The 21,110-nt window shown below is 46.3% G+C and carries 15 protein-coding genes; 6 read left to right on the top strand and 9 right to left on the bottom strand.

Going from position 1 to position 21,110, the window contains the following annotated elements; all coding sequences use genetic code 11:
• Positions 1–48: 48 nt before the first annotated feature.
• From RH88_RS02455 to RH88_RS02435, 5 genes are all read right to left on the bottom strand, one after another.
• On the bottom strand, positions 49–1,278 hold the full coding sequence (locus RH88_RS02455; RefSeq protein ID WP_005593220.1) for an ammonium transporter: 1,230 nt from the start codon (positions 1,276–1,278) through the stop codon (positions 49–51).
• A gap of 23 nt (positions 1,279–1,301) precedes the next feature.
• Positions 1,302–1,640 carry a P-II family nitrogen regulator gene (locus RH88_RS02450; protein ID WP_005593219.1) on the bottom strand — a complete coding sequence of 113 codons (339 nt, stop codon included), beginning with the start codon at positions 1,638–1,640 and terminating at the stop codon, positions 1,302–1,304.
• A 230-nt stretch (positions 1,641–1,870) separates the two neighbouring features.
• Positions 1,871–2,242, bottom strand: coding sequence for a YacL family protein (locus tag RH88_RS02445; RefSeq protein ID WP_038219390.1), 372 nt, complete (start codon positions 2,240–2,242; stop codon positions 1,871–1,873).
• Between the two features lie 80 nt (positions 2,243–2,322).
• Positions 2,323–3,579: a sensor histidine kinase gene (locus RH88_RS02440; RefSeq protein WP_005593216.1), complete on the bottom strand. Its 1,257-nt coding sequence runs from the start codon at positions 3,577–3,579 to the stop codon at positions 2,323–2,325.
• A complete protein-coding gene (locus RH88_RS02435; RefSeq protein ID WP_005593215.1) occupies positions 3,551–4,219 on the bottom strand; it encodes a response regulator transcription factor in 669 nt (222 codons plus the stop codon). The genes RH88_RS02440 and RH88_RS02435 overlap by 29 nt, the downstream gene beginning before the upstream one ends.
• Before the next feature lie 87 nt (positions 4,220–4,306).
• Between RH88_RS02435 and RH88_RS02430 the strand changes: the two genes are divergently transcribed.
• The 4 genes from RH88_RS02430 to RH88_RS02415 all read left to right on the top strand — a co-directional run bounded on the left by RH88_RS02430 (position 4,307) and on the right by RH88_RS02415 (position 9,317).
• Positions 4,307–5,437: a DUF5666 domain-containing protein gene (locus tag RH88_RS02430; RefSeq protein WP_005593213.1), complete on the top strand. Its 1,131-nt coding sequence runs from the start codon at positions 4,307–4,309 to the stop codon at positions 5,435–5,437.
• A gap of 176 nt (positions 5,438–5,613) precedes the next feature.
• Positions 5,614–6,765, top strand: a complete 1,152-nt coding sequence (locus tag RH88_RS02425) for a sugar diacid recognition domain-containing protein (protein WP_005593212.1) — start codon at positions 5,614–5,616, stop codon at positions 6,763–6,765.
• Positions 6,766–6,898: 133 nt separating this feature from the next.
• Positions 6,899–8,164: a GntP family permease gene (locus RH88_RS02420; protein ID WP_005593211.1), complete on the top strand. Its 1,266-nt coding sequence runs from the start codon at positions 6,899–6,901 to the stop codon at positions 8,162–8,164.
• 19 nt (positions 8,165–8,183) lie between these two features.
• Positions 8,184–9,317 (top strand): glycerate kinase, encoded by a 1,134-nt coding sequence (locus tag RH88_RS02415; RefSeq protein ID WP_005593210.1) that lies wholly within the window; start codon positions 8,184–8,186, stop codon positions 9,315–9,317.
• A gap of 260 nt (positions 9,318–9,577) precedes the next feature.
• On the opposite strand, the gene acnB is transcribed toward RH88_RS02415, so the two are convergent.
• The 4 genes from acnB to hrpB all read right to left on the bottom strand — a co-directional run bounded on the left by acnB (position 9,578) and on the right by hrpB (position 19,701).
• Complete coding sequence (gene acnB, locus RH88_RS02410; protein WP_005593209.1) at positions 9,578–12,166, bottom strand: bifunctional aconitate hydratase 2/2-methylisocitrate dehydratase; 2,589 nt, start codon at positions 12,164–12,166, stop codon at positions 9,578–9,580.
• 277 nt (positions 12,167–12,443) lie between these two features.
• Positions 12,444–14,726: a patatin-like phospholipase family protein gene (locus RH88_RS02405; protein WP_420895763.1), complete on the bottom strand. Its 2,283-nt coding sequence runs from the start codon at positions 14,724–14,726 to the stop codon at positions 12,444–12,446.
• Between the two features lie 82 nt (positions 14,727–14,808).
• Entirely contained in the window at positions 14,809–17,187 is a 2,379-nt protein-coding gene (gene mrcB / locus RH88_RS02400; RefSeq protein WP_005593207.1) for a penicillin-binding protein 1B, read from the bottom strand.
• Positions 17,188–17,214: 27 nt separating this feature from the next.
• The gene (gene hrpB, locus RH88_RS02395; RefSeq protein WP_005593206.1) at positions 17,215–19,701 is read right to left on the bottom strand and encodes an ATP-dependent helicase HrpB; all 2,487 of its coding nucleotides are present in this window, start codon (positions 19,699–19,701) and stop codon (positions 17,215–17,217) included.
• A 61-nt stretch (positions 19,702–19,762) separates the two neighbouring features.
• Here hrpB and sfsA point away from each other — a divergent pair, with 61 nt between their 5' ends.
• Together sfsA and dksA are read left to right on the top strand one after the other, a co-directional pair.
• A complete protein-coding gene (gene sfsA, locus RH88_RS02390; RefSeq protein ID WP_005593205.1) occupies positions 19,763–20,482 on the top strand; it encodes a DNA/RNA nuclease SfsA in 720 nt (239 codons plus the stop codon).
• Between the two features lie 129 nt (positions 20,483–20,611).
• Positions 20,612–21,058 carry an RNA polymerase-binding protein DksA gene (gene dksA, locus RH88_RS02385; protein ID WP_005593204.1) on the top strand — a complete coding sequence of 149 codons (447 nt, stop codon included), beginning with the start codon at positions 20,612–20,614 and terminating at the stop codon, positions 21,056–21,058.
• The last annotated feature ends 52 nt before the right edge of the window (positions 21,059–21,110 follow it).

The following is a 21,110-nucleotide window of genomic DNA, read 5'->3' as shown; positions in this document are numbered from 1 at the left end:
ATATCGACAGGTTTTATATGAGTTAATTTGTAACGCTATATTTCAATACTATTTCAGAGAAACAAACTCAGGGTAAGCGCCAACACCACAATCATGTAAGTCCATCCCTTCTTGCTCTTCATCTTCCGATACGCGGATACCAATCGTCAGTTTCAATACACCCCATACTGCAAGGCTTGCTGCAAAGACCCAAGCAAAGATAACCAAAGCACCTAACAGCTGCGCACTGAATGTCGCGTCTGCATTACTCAGTGGCACCACCATCAAACCAAAGAAACCACACACACCATGAACTGAAATCGCACCAACTGGATCATCTATTTTCATTTTATCCAGAGCAACAATACTAAACACCACAACCACACCTGATACCGCGCCAATCGCCACTGCGTACATCGGTGAAGGTGACAATGGGTCGGCGGTAATCGCAACCAAGCCCGCCAAAGCGCCATTGAGAATCATAGTCAGGTCAGCTTTACCCCAAGTGGTTTTACACACTAATAAAGAAGCAATCGCGCCAGCTGCTGCCGCGGCATTCGTGTTCAAGAAGATTTGACCAACGGCTGTAGCATTTTCAAAATCTGAAATCATCAGTTGTGAACCACCGTTAAAGCCAAACCAACCGAACCACAAAATAAAAGTACCTAATGTTGCTAGTGGCATGTTTGAACCCGGAATTGGGTAAATTTCGCCATTTTTGCCGTATTTCCCTTTACGCGCCCCCAGTAGTAGTACACCAGCTAATGCTGCTGATGCGCCCGCCATGTGCACGATACCAGAGCCAGCGAAGTCACTAAAACCTGCTTCAGATAAGAAACCACCACCCCAGGTCCAATAACCTTCCATTGGGTAAATAAAGGCAGTCAGTACCACAGAGAAAATAAGGAAAGACCATAGCTTCATGCGTTCTGCTACCGCGCCAGACACCACTGACATTGCCGTTGCAACAAACACAACTTGGAAGAAGAAATCCGACTCCAACGAATGATCCGCACCTTCACTTTGTGTACCAATCAAAGCACCAAATGAAGGTAACCAACCACCAGCACTATTATCAACATACATAATGTTGTAACCCACCAAGAGGAAAGTGGTACACGCTATTGCGTAAAGGCAGATATTTTTGGTTAAAATTTCTGTGGTGTTTTTTGAGCGTACCAAACCAGCTTCAAGCATGGCAAAACCGGCTGCCATCCACATCACTAACGCACCAGAAATAAGAAAGAAAAAGGTGTCGAGGGCGTAGCGTAGTTCAGTTACTGTTAATGATAATTCCATGTTCATTCTCCAATCCTTTGCTATTACAGTGCTTCAACGTCCATTTCGCCGGTACGAATCCGTACCGCTTGGCTCAAGTCATAGACAAAAATTTTGCCGTCACCGATCTTGCCGGTATGCGCCGCTTTCGTGATCGCTTCAATCACACGATCGACATTCTCCGCTTGAGTAGCCACTTCCAGTTTTACTTTTGGTAAAAAATCGACTTGATATTCCGCACCGCGATACAGTTCCGTGTGGCCTTTTTGGCGACCAAAACCTTTCACTTCAGAAACGGTCATCCCTTCAATACCGACATCGGCAAGCGCTTCTCGCACGTCGTCTAATTTAAATGGTTTAATAATGGCGTTGATTAGTTTCATTGCTTCCTCTCAATATTCTGTCTGTTACTTTATCATTCCTATTCCAAGTTACGTGCCAGAATTTAAGTTGTTGTTTTTATTAAAAAATGAAAGCAAGACTAATTCTAAAAACAAAAAAGGCGCACCATCGTGGTGCGCCTTTTCACAAAGATAAAGCATCAAATGAGCATTGTTAGCTCGGCTCATTTTTTATTGGCCAGCATGCAACAAACGGTGCAATCAACTCAGTATTAACGGTTGGCGAGAAAACGTTTCCATTGCTCAATGGCGAGTGAAAAATCCTCTAACCCGCAGCTCGCGGTGCTTTCACAATCATAGAAATCGTATTCACTATCAGCATCCAGCTCTTCACCATGCAATAACACATTTTCTTGCACCATTACTTCATCGCCTAAAATAGAGAGGCTAATTTCCTTGCCGAGTAGCATGTGCTCTTGCTGAGGCGCGGATAGAGCTTGATCGATCAATTGTTCGACTTGAGCAATTTTCTGCTCATCTTTGCCAATTTCTTCTTGTAGCCAACGCCCAACGATTTCATGTCCCATACTACATTTCACGTAGTATTCGCCCATTAAGGTGTTTCTTACAAATTCAAATTCCATCACTAAGACCTAGCAAATTTAATCGCGGCGAGTATAACGACAAGCCACCTTCGACGCAAAGTTGCCATCTAACTAACTCTTTATAAGTCGGACGGTGCCGTTCGAAACTGCACTTGGGCACGATAGAACTCACCATCATCTTGGCGAATAAACTCCCAACCCATCCTTTCGCAAATTCGTTCTACGATCACCAAACCACAGCCATAACCTGCGTTGTAGGTTTCATGACCTGCGTGACGATTAGTGATGAACAATGTCGCTCCTTCTAGAACCACATCGATATCACCAAGGCTGTAACTGAAGGCGTTTTTGATTAGATTATTAATCACGATTACGACAAAACTTTTCGGTGCAAACACCTTACTCATTCCCTCAACACGCAACTGATAACTGGCATCTTGTTTAGCAAATAACGGCGACATTTCGGCTAATTGGACTTCGAGCTCCTCACACAAACAACACGGTTGTAAATGATGGTGATCTATTTCTTCTTTACCTAACAGCAAAAAGGTTTCTGTTAATACTCGCATTTGTTCACAAGCGATATCGAGCCGATTGATGGCTTTATTGGCTAACGGGACTTGATTAGGAATTTTACCAAGCAGATCGGTTGAACCTCGTATTACCATAATTGGCGTGCGCAGTTCATGCGATGCAAAACGACTAAACTCTTTTTCGCGCTGAAAATAACCAGAGATATTCATCTTGCTATCGAGCAAGGTTTGCTCAATATGCCGCGTTTCGGCATATTCGGTATCTACACTAAATATTGGCTGATCCGGTGGCATATTCCGAATTTTGTCTTCAATACGATTGAGTGGACGTGAAAGTGAACGCACCACATAGACGCCATACAACACCACCAATATTGAGATAAAACCGCCAATCACAAAGGTCGAGTTATGTAGACTAAATTCATATTCATCGAGGTAATCATCAGCATCATCTTGAAAGACGATGTACAACATCCCTTGACCAGAGGGATGTTCAGTCACAATAAAGTGCTTATCTTCTTTGCCGAGCAGGTGCTCATAAAAACCTGGCTTACGATAACCTTGTAACCAGACTGGTAGCGACTTTTCACTCCAATAGGTGGAGAATTCCGCCTCTTGTGGTAGACGTGCACTTGCGCCTTCCCGCTTATAATCTGCACTATAACGGGAGGCCTCGGTGTCGAGCCAATGGTGCAAACTAATAATTTCAATTTGGTTTTCAGCAAAGTAAATCACCGCCCAAAAGGTGCTAAACATCAATAGTGTCATAACACCGAAACTAAGGCGTATCTTGCGATAAATACTCGGGTAATGCTTATGCTTTGATTCGGTAACCTTGTCCATGAATAGTCTCTAATCTGGATTGCTCAAAACCTTTATCTAATGCGCTACGCAAACCATAGATATGACTGCGTAAAGCATCACTACTCGGCTCATCATCGCCCCACACTGAATCAGTTAATTCTTGTCGTGAAACGATCGCAGGCGCATGGCGTAGCAGCTCTTTTAATATTTTGCGCTGAATTCGACTCAGTTTAAGCACAACGCCAGCCCTACGCACTTCATCTGTTTGAGTGTTGACGGTAATATCAGCGAAACTCAATTGACCAATATCTTGTCGAGGTCCACGACTCGCTAAGGCTTTTACTCGCAGACTTAACTCTTGCATTGCAAAAGGTTTTAATAAGTAATCATCACCGCCCGCCTCAAAAGCTGCGACTTTGTCGTCCAAACTATCTTTAGCAGTAAGAAACAGAATCGGCGTGTTGCAAAACTGCTCTTGGCGTAACTTTTTCACTGCCGATATTCCATCTACTTTGGGCATCATAATGTCCATGATAATGACATCATAATGTTGCTTATCGACCAATTTTAACGCCGCTTCACCGTGATAAGCGCAATCTATCGTCATACCTTCTAACTCTAAATAGTCAGCAATGGTTTCCGCGACATTATGACTATCATCCACAATTAATATTTTCATGCTGCTTCCACATTTCTTCACGATTGCTTCACGTTTGGTCGATTAGGATACACCCGTTTTAAGCATTCTAGTCAGGAAAATAAGTAAATGAAAAAGTTGGTTTTAGTTAGTCTACTCGGCGCTGTATTAGCGGGTTGTGGTGGCGGTGGTGGTTCAGATGACAAATCTGATAACAATAACAACCATCGACCAAATGCAGCACAAGGTACGATTGAGCGCGTATCTGGTAACGTAATTACCGTTAATGGCCATCAATATGATGTAGCGAGCGTCGGATATAGCCATGTTGATCTATCAACTGCGCAACTTGAACCAGGTATGTTGGTCGCACTCACCTCTAGCCCTGCTCGTGCGGTGGGTAAACATGTTCAACTTGAACCAACGGTGACTGGTCTTATCAACATCACGGATGCAGCGACAGGTAAATTCACAGTAAATGGCGTTGAACTAACTTATGCTGATTTATCACCTGAAATTCAAGATGGTGATTGGGTAATGGTCTCATCACTGCCTACAGCAACGGCGGGTTACCATGTTCTGTCGGTAGTAAAATTTGAACAACCAGAATTACTAGGTATGTTCGAAGTAGAAGGCACTGTAACTAATCTAACCAATTCTACTTTTACGCTAGGTGCAGCGCTTACTGTTGATTACGCAGGTATTGCAGTGGAAGGAGGTGAATTACGAAATGGCCTATGGGTTGAAGTTGAAGGTGAATACGACTCAACAAACAATAAAATCACTGCTACTGAGGTTGAAGTAGAAACCTACGACGATATCGATAACGATACTGAAATTGAAGGTTTATTAACGTGGGTCTCTAGTGATAAAAGCGCTTTTGAACTCAACTACCGTGGTCGCTTTAATGTTACTGGTCAAACTCGCTTTGAAGATGGCAATAAAAACCACTTAGTACAAGGAGCCATGGTTGAAGTAACCACTGGTGTCAACAATGTCGCACTAGAAGTCGAATTTGACAATGATGATAACAACACGGGTGACTGGTCTGATAATGACATTGAATTAGTTGGCACTGCGACAATCATCAGTGAAGATAACTTGAGCTTCTCTGTTCAAGGTAAGACCGTATTCGTTAACCGCTTTACTGAATTTGATGATGGTCTAAGGTTTGATACGCTTGGAACACAAAGAGTTGAAGTCGAAGCTTACAAGGTAAATGGGCAACTTATTGCAAGTGAGATTGAACTCGCTGACTAATTTGGCCTTCCTGACTACACATATCAAAGCACCTGCCTCGCAGGTGCTTTCTCATAGCCAAAACACTCCCCACAGTAAATCTTAATTTACTGCTTTCCAACTGGGCGTGAGAGTAAGATTGTTCCATTGCTAGGCCAGTGGTATCTTTCCTTTTTTGCTCACACCATGCCTTTTCTATGCAGTTAAACGAAACCATCGCCCGACAAATCGTTGAGCGTTCGATGAAAATCATCCCTTATTCAGTCAATGTGATGGACGAGTTTGGCCGAATTATTGGCTCTGGCGATCCTACGCGGCTGCGTCAACGTCATGAAGGCTCGATTCTTGCCATCGCAGAACAGCGCGTGGTGGCGATTGACTCTGCTACCGCTCAGCATCTCAAAGGGGTAAAGCCGGGCATCAACTTCCCGATCATCTATCAAGATAAAGTGATTGGGGTGATTGGTATCTCAGGCGAACCTGACAACGTTCAGCAATATGGTGAACTGGTCAAAATGACCGCTGAATTGATCGTTGAACAAGCAGCGCTGATGTCACAAGTTGAGTGGCATAAGCGCCATCGCGAAGAGTTGGTGATGCAATTGATACAAGGTGCGCCATTGGATGACGGTCAGATCCGCGTGATTGCCGAGCGTTTGGAACTGGATTTAACCAAACCGCGCATCGCCGCTGTCGTTCAAGTGATGTCGGACGATGATCATGCACCTCTTTCACTGGCAAACTTGCAGCAATTAGTGCACTTATTGGAGTTTCCTGAGCGCGATAACTTGGTCGGAATCCTATCGGTATCGACCAATGAAGTGGTGGTATTAAAGCCTATCGAACTGACCAAATCAGGCTGGTCGGTTGAAAACGAGCGTAAGCGAGTCACCAAGCTACTAAAACGAGTGCGTCAGCTAGGCAAGTTTAAAATTCGCATGGCATTGGGCGATTATTTTTCAGGTCCTGATGGTTTGAGTAAGTCTTATCAAACTGCCAAACTGACATTGGATGCCATTGACGATCAAGACGGTGAGGTGTTTTTCTATCAAAACCACCGCTTACCCGTCCTGCTCAGCAGCCTATTTGAAGAGTCTTGGAAAGTAGAGCAAATCAAAGAACCGTTTGATTTATTACTGCAAAAGGACAGTAAAGGGGCATTGGTAAAGACACTTAAAGCTTTTTTTGCCCAGAACTGTGACGCTTATCAAACATGCCAAACACTGCATATTCACCGTAATACTCTACGTTATCGACTAGAACGAATAGAAGAAATAACTTCATTAAATATCAACAACTTAGATGATAAGTTACACCTCTATCTTGCCTTGAAATTATTTGGTCATTAACCCCAAACTTGTGCGGTTGCACAAAAATCACCACCTAAACGCTGGAATATTTGTTAACCATTCTAAAGACGATGAGCCTGCGCCTCTCTATAGTCAGCAAAAAATAACTCTTACAACTTAGATGGAAACAACCATGGTTGAAGTCTCTACCCTAGGCGCCTTAGCTGCACTGATTGTGGCAATCGCGCTTATCCTACGCAAAGTTCCACCCGCTTACGGCATGATCATTGGCGCACTGGTTGGTGGTGTCATTGGTGGTGTATCACTGACTGATACCGTTTCACTGATGATTGGCGGCGCACAAGGCATTGTTACTGCAGTGCTGCGTATTTTGGCCGCAGGTGTACTGGCTGGCGTGCTGATTGAATCTGGCGCTGCTACCTCGATTGCTGAAACGATTGTAAAAAAAGTAGGCGAAACTCGTGCCCTACTTGCTCTTGCTCTAGCGACTCTTATTCTTACTGCTGTTGGCGTATTCGTTGACGTTGCGGTGATCACCGTTTCTCCTATCGCTCTGGCTATCGCGCAACGTGCCAATATCTCTAAAGCCGCAATTTTGCTGGCAATGGTCGGCGGCGGTAAAGCCGGTAACGTGATGTCACCAAACCCAAATGCGATCGCAGCAGCAGACGCGTTTAACGTACCACTGACCTCAGTAATGGCCGCGGGCGTGATCCCAGGTTTGTTTGGTTTAATCGTGGCTTACATGATTGCAAAGCGCCTGACTAACAAAGGCAGCATGGTGCATGAAAGCGAAGTGGTCTCCGTTGACCTAAGCAAACTACCAAGCTTCGGCGCTGCGATTGTTGCCCCACTGGTTGCGATTGCACTACTTGCGCTACGCCCTATCGCAGGCATCAACATCGATCCTCTGATTGCTCTACCGCTTGGGGGCTTCCTTGGCGCGGTGGTAATGGGTCGCTTCCATGATACCAACCGCTTCGCTGTCTCTGGCCTAAGCCGTATGGCACCAGTGGCAGTAATGCTACTAGGTACAGGTACTCTGGCCGGTATCATTGCGAACTCTGGCCTAAAAGGCGGATTAATTGAGCTCCTAACCGCATCTGGTTTACCTTCTTACCTACTCGCGCCAATTTCAGGTGCCATGATGTCACTAGCAACCGCTTCTACTACAGCAGGTACAGCAGTCGCTGCAAGCGTATTTAGTGGCACAATTCTAGAACTTGGCGTACCTGCACTGGCTGGCGCAGCCATGATTCACTCTGGTGCAACCGTATTTGACCACATGCCTCATGGTAGCTTCTTCCATGCCACTGGCGGTGCAGTACACATGGATATTCGCGAGCGTCTTAAGCTCATCCCTTATGAGTCAGCCGTCGGTCTAATGATCGCATTTGTCTCTACTATGATGTTCGGTGTGTTTGGTTTATTTGTTTAAGGCGTTTAAGGTTATTACTATGAAAATTGTTATTGCTCCAGATTCATACAAAGAAAGTCTTAGTGCGATGGACGTCGCGATTGCGATTGAACACGGCTTTAAACAAGTTCTGCCAAACGCTGAATACATCAAACTACCAATGGCAGATGGTGGTGAAGGCACGGTGCAATCCTTGGTGGATGCTACCGGTGGTGACATCATCGAACACGCAGTGACTGGCCCACTCGGTGAGCAAGTCAACGCTTTCTACGGTTTAATGGGTGATGGCAAAACGGCAATCATCGAAATGGCAGCAGCATCTGGCCTACATTTGGTTGAGCCAGCAAAGCGTAACCCTATGCTGACCACAACCCTTGGTACCGGCGAGTTGATCCAAGCGGTGCTTGATAAAGGTGTTGAACACATCATCGTTGGTATTGGTGGCAGCGCAACCAACGATGGCGGCCTCGGAATGGCGCAAGCTCTGGGCATTCGTCTACTGGATCAAGCAGGCCAATCGCTGGGTTTTGGCGGTGGCGAGCTGGAAAAACTACACACCATCGACATGAGCGGCCTTGATCCTCGTCTTGCACAAGTGCGTTTAGAAGTGGCGTGTGATGTGGACAACCCACTGTGTGGCCCTAAAGGTGCATCGCAAGTATTCGGCCCACAAAAAGGCGCAACACCAGAAATGGTGGCACAACTTGATAGCAACCTTGCTCATTATGCAGAAGTAATCAAACAGCAATTGGGTCACGATGTTCTAAACCGTCCCGGCGCTGGCGCGGCAGGTGGTTTAGGTGCAGCACTGATGGGCTTGCTTAACGCAGAACTTCGCCCGGGCATCGAGATTGTGATGGACGCGGTAAACCTAACAGATGTGGTGGCTGATGCCGATTTGGTGATTACTGGAGAAGGTCGTATTGATAGCCAAACCATTCACGGTAAAACACCAATTGGTGTCGCGCGCGCAGCGAAAAAACATTCAGTCCCAGTGATCGGTATTTCAGGCTGTTTAACCCAAGACTGCGGTGTCGTGCATGAGCACGGTATTGATGCAGTATTTGCGGTGGTGAACCGTTCAGTCGATTTACCAACCGCGATGGCTGAAGCGGCGGAGAACATTGAATTAACGGCACGTAATGTCGCAGCAATGTTCGCGCTAAAAATCTAGATTCACTCTATATGTTCTGAAACAACCATGAACATTAAACCAATATCTCCTAATTAGTTGGTATTGCAGCAAGGCAGCAAACGAAGCAATCTTCTGAGCATAGTGGGCGTCTTTATTCGATGATGGTGATGATGTTGCTGAGAGCAAGCTAACACAGCGGCAATGACAAATAAGACGGAGATAAAAAAACCGCAGACTCTCAATCTGCGGTTTTTTATTTTCTATCAAACACACGAGTTCGATAGGGAAAGCATCAGCGTTTACGCAGGCTCTTGGAAGATCACTTCATCCGCTTTCTTGGTGTACTCTGCCATTTTATGGAAGTTCAAGTAACGGTAAGTATCCGCAGCCGTTGCATCAATTTGCTTAGCGTACTCTAGATACTCTTCCATCGTTGGAATCTTACCTAGAATTGCACCAACTGCAGCCAGTTCTGCTGAAGCAAGATAAACGTTCGCGCCAGTTCCTAAACGGTTCGGGAAGTTACGCGTCGAAGTCGACATCACTGTCGCTTTATCTGCAACGCGAGCTTGGTTACCCATGCATAGTGAACAGCCCGGAGTTTCAATACGCACCCCAGCACGGCCAAAGATGCCGTAGTAACCTTCTTCGGTTAGCTGATCCTTATCCATCTTCGTTGGTGGAGCAACCCACAAACGCGTATCGAGCTGACCATTAAACTTCTCAAGCAGTTTACCTGCTGCGCGGAAGTGACCGATGTTGGTCATACAAGAACCAATAAAGACTTCATCGATCTGTGTACCTTGTACATCCGATAACAGACGAGCATCATCAGGATCGTTTGGCGCACAAAGAATAGGTTGATCAATCTCAGCCAAATCAATTTCAATCACGTGTGCGTATTCTGCATCCGCATCCGCTTCCATCAACTCAGGGTTTGCTAGCCACTCTTGCATTGCCGTAATACGACGCTCGATAGTACGACGATCGCCATAGCCTTCTGCAATCATCCACTTCAACATGGTGATATTCGAGTTTAGGTATTCTTCAATCGACGCTTGAGAAAGCTTCACGGTACAGCCCGCAGCAGAACGCTCTGCTGAAGCATCAGACAGTTCGAATGCTTGCTCCACGCTAAGATGCTCAACCCCTTCAATTTCCAGTACACGGCCTGAAAATTCGTTGATCTTACCGGCTTTTTCTACCGTCAAAAGACCTTGCTGAATACCGTAGTAAGGGATGGCATGTACCAAATCACGTAGCGTGATGCCTGGCTTCATTTCACCTTTAAAGCGCACCAAAATTGACTCTGGCATATCCAGTGGCATCACACCCGTTGCCGCAGCAAAGGCGACTAAGCCAGAACCTGCTGGGAATGAAATACCCAATGGGAAGCGCGTATGTGAATCACCGCCAGTACCAACAGTATCAGGCAATAACATACGGTTTAACCACGAGTGGATAACACCATCACCCGGACGCAGTGATACACCGCCGCGGTTCATAATGAAATCAGGCAGCGTATGGTGCGTATTCACATCAACTGGTTTCGGGTAAGCCGAGGTGTGACAGAAAGACTGCATCACCAAGTCAGCCGAGAAGCCAAGACACGCCAAGTCTTTCAATTCATCACGCGTCATTGGGCCGGTGGTATCTTGCGAACCAACTGTCGTCATCTTCGGCTCACAGTATTGACCAGCACGAACACCTTCGACACCACACGCTTTACCGACCATTTTCTGTGCCAGCGTATAGCCTTTATCAGAAGCATTAGGATCAATCGGTTTCGCAAACAGTTCGGTCTCTTCTAGACCAAGAGAAGCGCGAGCACGGCTGGTTAAACCACGACCAATGATCAGAGGAATACGACCACCCGCACGGACTTCATCAAGCAATACACTGCTCAGTTTGAAACTTGAAATCTCAGCGCCGTTTTTGCAAACCACACCTTCATATGGGTAGATGTCGATAACATCGCCCATATTCATATCTTGTACATTCAATTCAATTGGCAAAGCGCCTGAATCTTCCATGGTGTTGTAGAAGATAGGGGCAATTTTTCCGCCTAAACAGATACCACCAGTACGTTTGTTTGGTACATAAGGGATATCGTCGCCCATAAACCAAAGTACAGAGTTGGTGGCTGATTTACGTGAAGAACCCGTACCAACAACATCCCCGACATAAGCCAGTGGAATGCCATCTTTTTGCAATTCTTCAATTTGAGTAATTGGACCTACGTTACCCGCATCATCTGGATTGATGCCTTCACGCTCCATCTTAAGCATCGCTTTAGCATGAACAGGAATATCAGGACGCGACCATGCATCTGGTGCTGGAGACAAGTCATCGGTATTGGTTTCACCAGTGACTTTAAATACTTTAACTGTGATTTTTTCTGCGACTTTATTTTTCGACGTAAACCATTCAGCATCCGCCCAAGATTGCAGCACTTGCTGTGCGTGCGCGTTGCCCGCTTTGGCTTTTTCTTCCACATCGTAGAATGAATCAAACATCAATAGAGTATGCGATAACGCGGTGACCGCAATCGGTGCCAACTCAGCATCATCCAGCAACTCAATCAATGACTCGATGTTGTAACCACCTTGCATGGTACCTAGCAGTTGCGCGGCTTTCTCACGGCTCACCAGTGGAGATACCACTTCGCCTTTTGCTACAGCGGTTAAGAATCCGGCTTTTACATAAGCCGCTTCATCAACACCTGGTGGAATGCGGTTCTCAAGCAGATCAAGAATGAAGGCTTCTTCACCTTGTGGGGGATTTTTAACAAGTTCGATGAGTCCAGCAACTTGTTCTGCGTCTAAAGGTTTTGGTACAACTCCTTCAGCAGCACGCTCTTCGACGTGTTTACGGTAGGCTTCAAGCACGACTTTTTCCTCTCATTGCGGTTCCTCCGCCTATTTTCGGTGGGGAGTGAACATCCTTGGAAACTTGGCTCTCCATTGCCATATTTGTCATTCTTTTTAGACTGATAAACAGTGCCAGAGAGGCCAAACTGTGGGCGGCATGATAGCAAATTTAACGTTAAATTAAAATCTTGCCATTTTGACCAACATAGCAACTTAAGACTAAAGTTCTATGAATAATCATCCAACCGTCCCGCATCATCACTCTGAAAACAGAGTGATGTTTATCTTAACTCAGCTATTTAAAAGACGTTCCTATTATTAAATAAACCGAATCGAAATTGTGTTCTGTGCGACCATACGCCAGCATTATTGGTCCAATAGGAGAGTCAATACCAGCAAAAATAGACCCTGCTTTGTATAGTGGCGCATCTTCAATACCAATATCAGGATCGGACCACACTCCGCCGTATTCCACTGATGCCCCTAGATAAAATGGCGCGGTAAATAAACCGAAATCATTATCAAACCAACGATAGCGATAGACCAAACTGCTAAAGACTTTGTTTTGGCCAATGAGGCTGTTGCGGGGAATACCCGAAAGATTTAAGAAGCCGCCAATCTCTTTAGGATCAACCGGAACCGCCGAGTTTTTACTCTCTACAAAGCCAGTATCGAGATTTGCGACCAAAGTATGGCGAGAAAAACTGGTCGCCGCGATCAATTGGGCGCCAAATTCATAGGAGGTATCTTTTTCTTCCGCCGCGAAAGAGACATTTCCTTGGCCTTCGTCGTGGGAAATAAGGTAATTGATATCGAAATAGACACCTCGAGTCGGCAAGCTAAAGTTATCTAACGTATCAATACGGTAGTTGGCAAACACACCCGTCCGCTGAAATTGGACATCGCCAATCGAAGGCAATGACGCAAAGGCACCATCACCATCCGTGTATCGCAAGCCGATTTTAAACTCACGCCACAACGTTTCTTGGTAACCTAATGCCAGTTCGCCAACCCACTCGGTGTAAGTGACCGGTAGGAAATCTTGCGTTGATTCTAAACTGGTATCATCAAAACCACTTAATGGCGCATTGCGCTTTTGTTTGTTGTAACGAAGACCTAAGGTTGTAAACACTTTTTGCTGAGAGAAGAAGGGGCTGTAAAGCTCTGCCTCGATGGTCTTATCAGTCCCCATCTCCAAGTTAGTACGCAGTTCAGCACCATTTTGGTTAATATCGGTAAAGTTGGTCGAAATACCAATCGAATATTGGCTATCGGTTGAGAAATCATCCTCAAGGAAAAAACGGAAGTTCATGTAGTTCGGGCCCCATGACTTCTCGTTTACATCGACCACCAGCACATCTTGTTGATCAATTTGATCATAGCGATAACTAATCAATTCAAAACGATCAAGCGCGTATAAATCCTGCACGCTTTGCTCAAGCTCATGCGTGGTGACTTGGCGGCCAGAATCGATATCTAAACGATTTTCCAGCAGTTCGTCACTGTAGTGGGTATGGTTGTTGATCACCACATCACTGATTTCAATTTCATCACCATAGCGCAGTTGTTTACGTACCGCCTGTTTGTGGTCGATATAGGCTTGGTATTCCGCCGCGGTCAGCGCCAAAGCAGACAATTTATCTCGCTGCGCCATGGTGATTTGATAACCTTCTTGATACGCCTCTGGCATGCGTTCAAATTCGGTAGTTTCCATATCACCGACATTCGGTTGCAACAACAAATCCGAATCATGAAGGGTAGCGGCTTGACGAGAGGTGCTACTGCGTACCAAATAATTGGAGAGTTGATCGGCGACGGTAAATAGATCGGTAAAGTCTTCTTCCTGCTTGTAATCGGTGCTGATATCGACCGCAATCACCACGTCGGCGCCGAGATCACGAGCGACATCAACCGGCATGTTATTAGTCACGCCACCATCCACCAGCAGGTGATCGTCAAGACGATACGGTGGCAATGCGCCAGGTACTGACATGCTCGCCATCATCGCATCAACCAAATAGCCCTGATCAATGACCACAGGTTCAAGTTCGATAATGTCGGTTGCGACCGAACGGTAAGGAATAGCTAGCTCATTAAATGATTTAAATTTCGGTAGGTTACCGGTGGTTTCACGTAAGATACGCAGCATCCCTTGCCCTTGCACCACGCCGCGAGTGCCTTTTAACTCACCCCAGCCAAAACCAATATCGGTGGTCAGTTGATAGCGGTCTTCATACTCTTTATCACGAACCCGACGCTGACTGCGATCAACTCTATCGCGATAGCCATTATTCCAATCTATCGTGGTAAGAAAGCTTTCGATTTCATCGGCGCTCATGCCCGTTGCATACAAGCCACCGACAAATGCCCCCATACTGGTACCGGTCACCATATCGACAGGTACACGCATTTCTTCGAGCGCCTTTAACACCCCAATGTGCGCGGCACCTTTTGCTCCACCACCAGCGAGTACGACGGCGACTTTCGTGCGAGGAGTACTTTCTTCTTGCTCCGCGGCAATCGCTGAAGATGCGATCATCCAAGGTAGCATGACCAATAATAGGCGAAACGTTTTCACAAATGATGTCCCTTTCTCATCGAACGGCTGATCGTTCAGCTTGCCGCTTAAAGACGGCTCACTGAACAATATAAGCAAATCGTTACCAGCTGAAAATATTTTTCAGCCATTGTGCGGGTTGATTACTGCACTCTTTTTTCCACTGACCTTTGTTATCCCAAACTGGTAATTTGAAGGCATTCTCACAATCAAGCTGCAAATCCCCACGGCTGGTTTTCGCAAAACCGACGGTTGAGATATCTTTTGGCCACGGTAAGGTTAACTGCGTCGGAATACGATGTTGCAAATACTCCGCATAAACGCGTAACGCGCCACTTGAACCAGTGAGTTTGGTCGATTTGTTATCATCACGGCCGAGCCAAATGGTGGTCACCTCGCGGCCATCAACGCCGACAAACCAACTGTCTTTGGTGTCATTACTGGTACCGGTTTTTCCTGCCAGTGCCGCCCAAGCAAACTGAGTATTGAGAAAACGCCCCGTTCCTTCAGCCACACCACGCTTCATAGCATAAGTCGTCAACCAAGCGGCATTTTGATCTACGGTTTGCTTAGCAATTGGCAGGGATTGATACAATACATCTCCGTCCATATCGACCACAGAGCGCAAGGCGGAAAGCTTGGCTTGTTTGCCTGAATTGGTCAGCGTTTGATACATCTGCGCCACTTGAAATGGTGTAAGAGTAAAGGAACCCAAAAACATCGATGGTACCGGGCGAATCTCATCGCGATTAATGCCCAATTTTTCAAACGTATCCACCACGTTCGGAATGCCCAATTGCATACCTAACTGCACCGTAGGAACATTCAGTGATTTTGCTAATGCAATATACAACGGCACATCACCACGGAATTTACGATCGTAGTTACGTGGCGACCACACCTTGCCTTTCGAGCCTTTTAAGCTCAGCGGTTTATCATTTAGCGTGCTGGCTAGGCTGTATTTCTCCGGTTGCTGTAACGCGGTTAGATAAACGGCAGGTTTCGCCAGTGAACCAATTTGACGGCTGGCGTTGAGTGCACGGTTAAAGCCATCATAACCGGTGCGCTTTCCTCCCACCATTGCACGTATCTCGCCACTATGACGGTCAACGGCAATTGCCGCACCTTCCAGATCTTTACCCGCCACTTTAGCAAGTTGTGGGATCTTGGTTTTAATCGCAGTTTCGAGTTCATGCTGGGAAACCGGATCAAGTGAGGTAAACACTTTCAAGCCCTTATCGGCTTCAAACGCTGCACCCACTTTCTCTTCTAGCTCAATTTGCAGTTGCTGAAAATAAGCCGGTTGGCGACTAGCAATGCGCACATTGTCTTGAATATCCAACGGACGACTGGCGGCATGATCAAATTCACTCGCCGTCAGGTAACCTTGTTGCATCATCAAGCGCAGCACCAAGTCACGGCGGGTTTTCGCTCGCTCAGGAAAGCGCACTGGGTTGTAGTAAGACGGTCCTTTAACCATGCCGACCAAAAGTGCTAGCTGATCAATGCGTAACTCTTGGATTGGCTGACCAAAGTAAAGACGCGCAGCCAAACCAAAACCGTGAATGGCTTCACCGCCACTTTGACCGAGATACACTTCATTAAGGTACGCTTCAAGGATACGATCTTTGTCATAACGATAATCTAAGATCACCGCGATATACGCTTCGCGGATCTTACGCCACAAGGTGCGATCACTGGTTAAAAATAGGTTTTTAGCCAACTGTTGAGTTAGGGTACTGCCCCCTTGTACCGTGCGACCCGCTTTTATGTTCGCCACCAAAGCACGGGCAATCGCCAACGGTGAAACACCATCATGTTGATAGAAGTCGCGATCTTCGGTCACCAATAGCGCATCGACCATCACTTCTGGAAATTGCTCACGACGTAGGAATAAACGTTGTTCATCTCGATTTTTTTCTAGCATACCCAGCATCTTCGGCTCGATACGCAAATAACCAAGATCACCCGGTTTTTCCAACGATTGAATGCGCGTTAAACCTGAAGCATCGAAATGCAGCATCACATGACGATCAGGCTCTGGCCCATCGGTAAATTCAAATGGGCGGCGCATCAACTCAATCTTAGTCGAAGAAGAGGAGTATTCGCCTGGATACTTAGGCTGGCTGACCTTACGGTAGTTCAATACATCCAGCTCATTGCGCACTTCTTTTAAACTGATTTGATCACCAGGCGCTAAATTCAAAATACGCGCATAAACCACCGTTGGTAGTTCAAACAGCTGCCCTTCGAATTTCTGCTTAACTAAGCTATCGAGATAAATACCGACAAAAAACAAAATGGCAAAGCCAACCAATGCGAGCTTCCATGTCATACCCCATAAGATTTTTAACCACGTTTTATTGGTTGCTGCCTTTTTCTTCTTGGGTGCGGCTTTGGCACGCTTCGCCTTTGGTTTCGCTGCGGATTTCGCTGCGGATTTCGCTGCCGGTTTGCGCGGCGTTTTATTTTTATCGGTCATGTTTATTGGTCATATTCATCGAATAGGCTACTGATTAAAGTGTCGTTTGGTTTTGGTCGTAGCGACGTGATTAGCAGGGTCGTCAGGCCAAACGTGCTTAGGATAACGACCTTTCATCTCTTTTTTAACTTCTTGGTACGCTCCTGACCAAAAACTTGCAAGATTACTGGTCAATTGTAATGGCCGTTGTGCCGGAGAAAGAAGTTCTAACACCACTGTTTTGCGTCCTTGCGCCACCGTTGGCGAACTTTGTTCACCAAATACTTCTTGCATCCTAACAGACAAAATTGGCTCATGGCCGACCTGATAACGGATCTTCTTTTTACTGCCAGTCGGCAAGACATAGTCGATCGGCAACCATTGCTCGATTTCTTGGTTGAGTGGCCAACCTAAATAGGCCAATAAAGCTTCATTAAGATTAACTTGGCTCAGCGCTTTAGCAGAGCGCACACCAACCAAATACGGGGACAACCACAGCTCAAGGTCATTGAGCAATGCGTCATCACTTAATGCTGGCCATGCTTGCTCAGGTAACCATTCACAACCACAACGCAGCCTTGCTAATAGATCACTCGCCGAGTCCGTCCAGTTTAAGCATTGTAACCCTTGGCGGCGGACATAATTGAGCAGCGCCTCACTCATTTTGTCCGCGGATGGTTGCGCCATTTCGCGGCTATCAACAATTAAATCGCCCCATTGAGTACGTTCTTCAGCCACTAATTTGCCGCGCTTATCATCCCAATCCGCAATTTGTTGCTGGATAAATTTTTCTGGCAAGGCATTTTGCAACGCATGGAGATCAAGATCGATCGCGGAATAAATCATTGCCGCATCGCCGTGGCTGCGCATCAAATCAATCGCAATCAGGTAATCACTCGCCGCAAGTGGTTCATCGTCACGCAATTGTGCGCCGTGGCCATTCGCCAAGAGATAACGACCACCTTGTTTACTGCGGCTTTGTGCCACGCGATCAGGAAACGCCAACGCTAGCACCAGCGCGACTTGCATTTCATCAACAGCAGCAAGAGAAAAACTCAGCCCTAACTTGCGCGCAAGACTCTGCGCTCGCGCTTCAACGATACGTTGCTTGGTGTGTTTGCGCGCTTTAAAACGCAGCACTGAGTGAGCGAAATCCACAACATTGCGTTCTGGCTCTTCGAGCAATGCCGCAACCGCTAAAGCGGTCGTTGGCCAATGGTTTGGTCTACCATGATCCAATTGCGTCGCCTGCACCAACATCGCCGCGATACGCGGTTCTAAACCCAGCTTTTGCGCACTTTGCCCCATTGGCGTTAATTGGTGTTTGTCATCCACTAAACCAAGCGAAGAGAGTAAACTACGCGCTTGTGCCATTGCGCTATTAGGCGGCAGATCCAACCAATTCAACTCACCCGCATCAAGGCAACCCCATTGCGCCAGTTCCATCGCTAATGAAGAAAGGTCACTATGCAGGATCTCAGCCGCAGGTACAGCAGGTTGCTGCGCTAATTGTCCTTCGCTGTACAAACGTAAACAGATGCCCGCCTCTGTACGGCCTGCACGGCCTGCGCGCTGTTCAGCTGACGACTGGGCAATACGCACTTGCTCAAGCTTAGTAATACCGGTTTTTAAGTCATATTTGGCGATGCGCTCTAAACCAGAATCGACCACCATGCGAATGCCTTCAATCGTCAGTGATGTTTCAGCAATATTGGTCGCTAGCACCACTTTACGCCGTCCCGTAGGTGCTGGATGAATTGCCGCTTGCTGCTGTTCAACGCTCAATTGACCATATAAAGGGCAAATATCAACATCACTTGGCAACAAACTGGATGGCTGCAACTGCTGCTGTAATTGCTGAATTGCACTAACCCCAGGAAGAAAAGCCAGCAGGGAGCCCGATTCGCTATTCATCAGGCTATGGATGTTTCTTGCTATTACATCAACAAAGCGTTCATTCGCTTTAAGTGGCGCGTAACGAAATTCAACAGGATAGCTACGGCCTTGCGATTGCACATAACGAGATTGTGGCATTAAACGCGCTAACGCTTGTTGGTCGAGAGTTGCTGACATTACCACCAATTTAAGGTCATCACGCAGCGCCTCTTGGATTTCTAAACACAGTGCCAAGCCCATATCAGCATGGATACTACGCTCATGAAATTCATCAAAAATAATTAAATCGACACCATTGAGTTCAGGATCACTTTGAATCATCCGCGTCATGATCCCTTCCGTCACAATCTCCAACTGCGTCGCTTGACTCACCTTATTCTCACCACGAACACGGTACCCGACACGCTGCCCTACCGTTTCACCGAGTTGTTGTGCCAGATAGCGAGCGATATTACGCGCGGCTAAACGACGAGGTTCGAGCATGATAATTTTCCCGCTCACCGCTTGCTGTTGCAGTAGCTGTAAAGGGAAAAAAGTCGACTTACCTGCACCGGGGGCGGCTTTAAGGATGAGTTGGTTGCAATCGCGAACACCAGAGAGAAGCTCTGGCATCACGCCTTCAATCGGCAGTTGTGACAATGGATAGGCCTTATGATGTAATGGAAGCCACATTGTATAGAAGAAACGTAACCAGACCAAAATGAAGTTCCTCCCTCCACTAGAGTCCGCTACGCTATTAAAGCGTTATAAACGCTTCTTAGCCGACATTCAGTTTGATGACGGCAGTGAACGCACCATTCATTGCGCCAATACCGGAGCCATGACGGGGTGTGCGACACCCGGTGACAAAGTCTGGTTTTCGACCTCAGACAACCCAAAACGAAAATACCCCAATAGCTGGGAGTTGAGCCAAACTGCCACTGGTCACCGTATCTGTATTAATACGGCACGTGCGAATCAGTTAGCCGTAGAAGGAATTCAACAAGGTGTCATCACCGAGTTACTCGATTACGAGCAACTTCAAACTGAAGTGAAATATGGTCAAGAAAATAGCCGGATTGATATCTTGCTCAGTGATCCGCAAAAAGCAACATGCTATATAGAAGTGAAAAGCGTGACACTATTGGCAGAAGAGAGCCAAGGACAAGGATTTTTTCCCGACGCAGTGACGACTCGAGGGCAGAAACACCTGCGTGAACTGGCGGAAATGGCGAAAAATGGGAAGCGATCTGTACTTTTATTTATTGTTTTACATTCGGGGATTGAAAAAGTATCTCCCGCACACCATATAGACGCCAACTATTCACAATTACTCAAAATTGCGATCGAACAAGGAGTGGAAGTGTTGTGCTATAAGGCGCAGCTTTCAGAAAGTGAGATAAAGCTCATTAACGCTGTGGAATTTAACTATCACTGCTAAAAAATGATGCCGTCTTCACAATGACAATAACTTTACGCAACAGTGTTTGCCTCCTAAAGTTCTTTTTGCTATAGATACCCGCCTTAAATTAACTGCTCAAGCAGTTGACTAGGTGTTAGGAGATACTGCATGTCAGAATTAAAGAAAAAAGCGATAGGCATCCTAGCCATTGCAGGCGTTGAACCTTATCAAGAAAAGCCAGGTGAAGAGTACATGTCACCTGAGCAAATGGCTCACTTTAACCAAATTTTACAAGCTTGGCGCAACCAGCTAAGACAGGAAGTTGATCGTACTGTTCACCACATGCAGGATGAAGCGGCGAACTTCCCAGATCCAGTTGACCGTGCTTCGCAAGAAGAAGAGTTTAGCCTAGAGCTACGCAACCGTGATCGTGAGCGTCGCTTGATCAAGAAAATCGAAAAAACATTAACTAAAATCGAAGAAGACGATTTTGGTTTCTGTGAATCTTGTGGCGTTGAAATTGGCGTGCGTCGTTTAGAAGCTCGTCCAACTGCAGATCTTTGTATCGACTGTAAAACACTTGCAGAGATGAAAGAAAAGCAGATGCAAGGTTAATCTTGCCAGCCATTAAGTGAAAAGGGAGCAGATATGCTCCCTTTTTGGTTTC

Source organism: Vibrio scophthalmi LMG 19158 (genome assembly GCF_000222585.1).
GTDB classification, from domain to species: Bacteria; Pseudomonadota; Gammaproteobacteria; order Enterobacterales; family Vibrionaceae; genus Vibrio; species Vibrio scophthalmi.
This window is presented reverse-complemented; position numbering and strand designations above follow the sequence as displayed.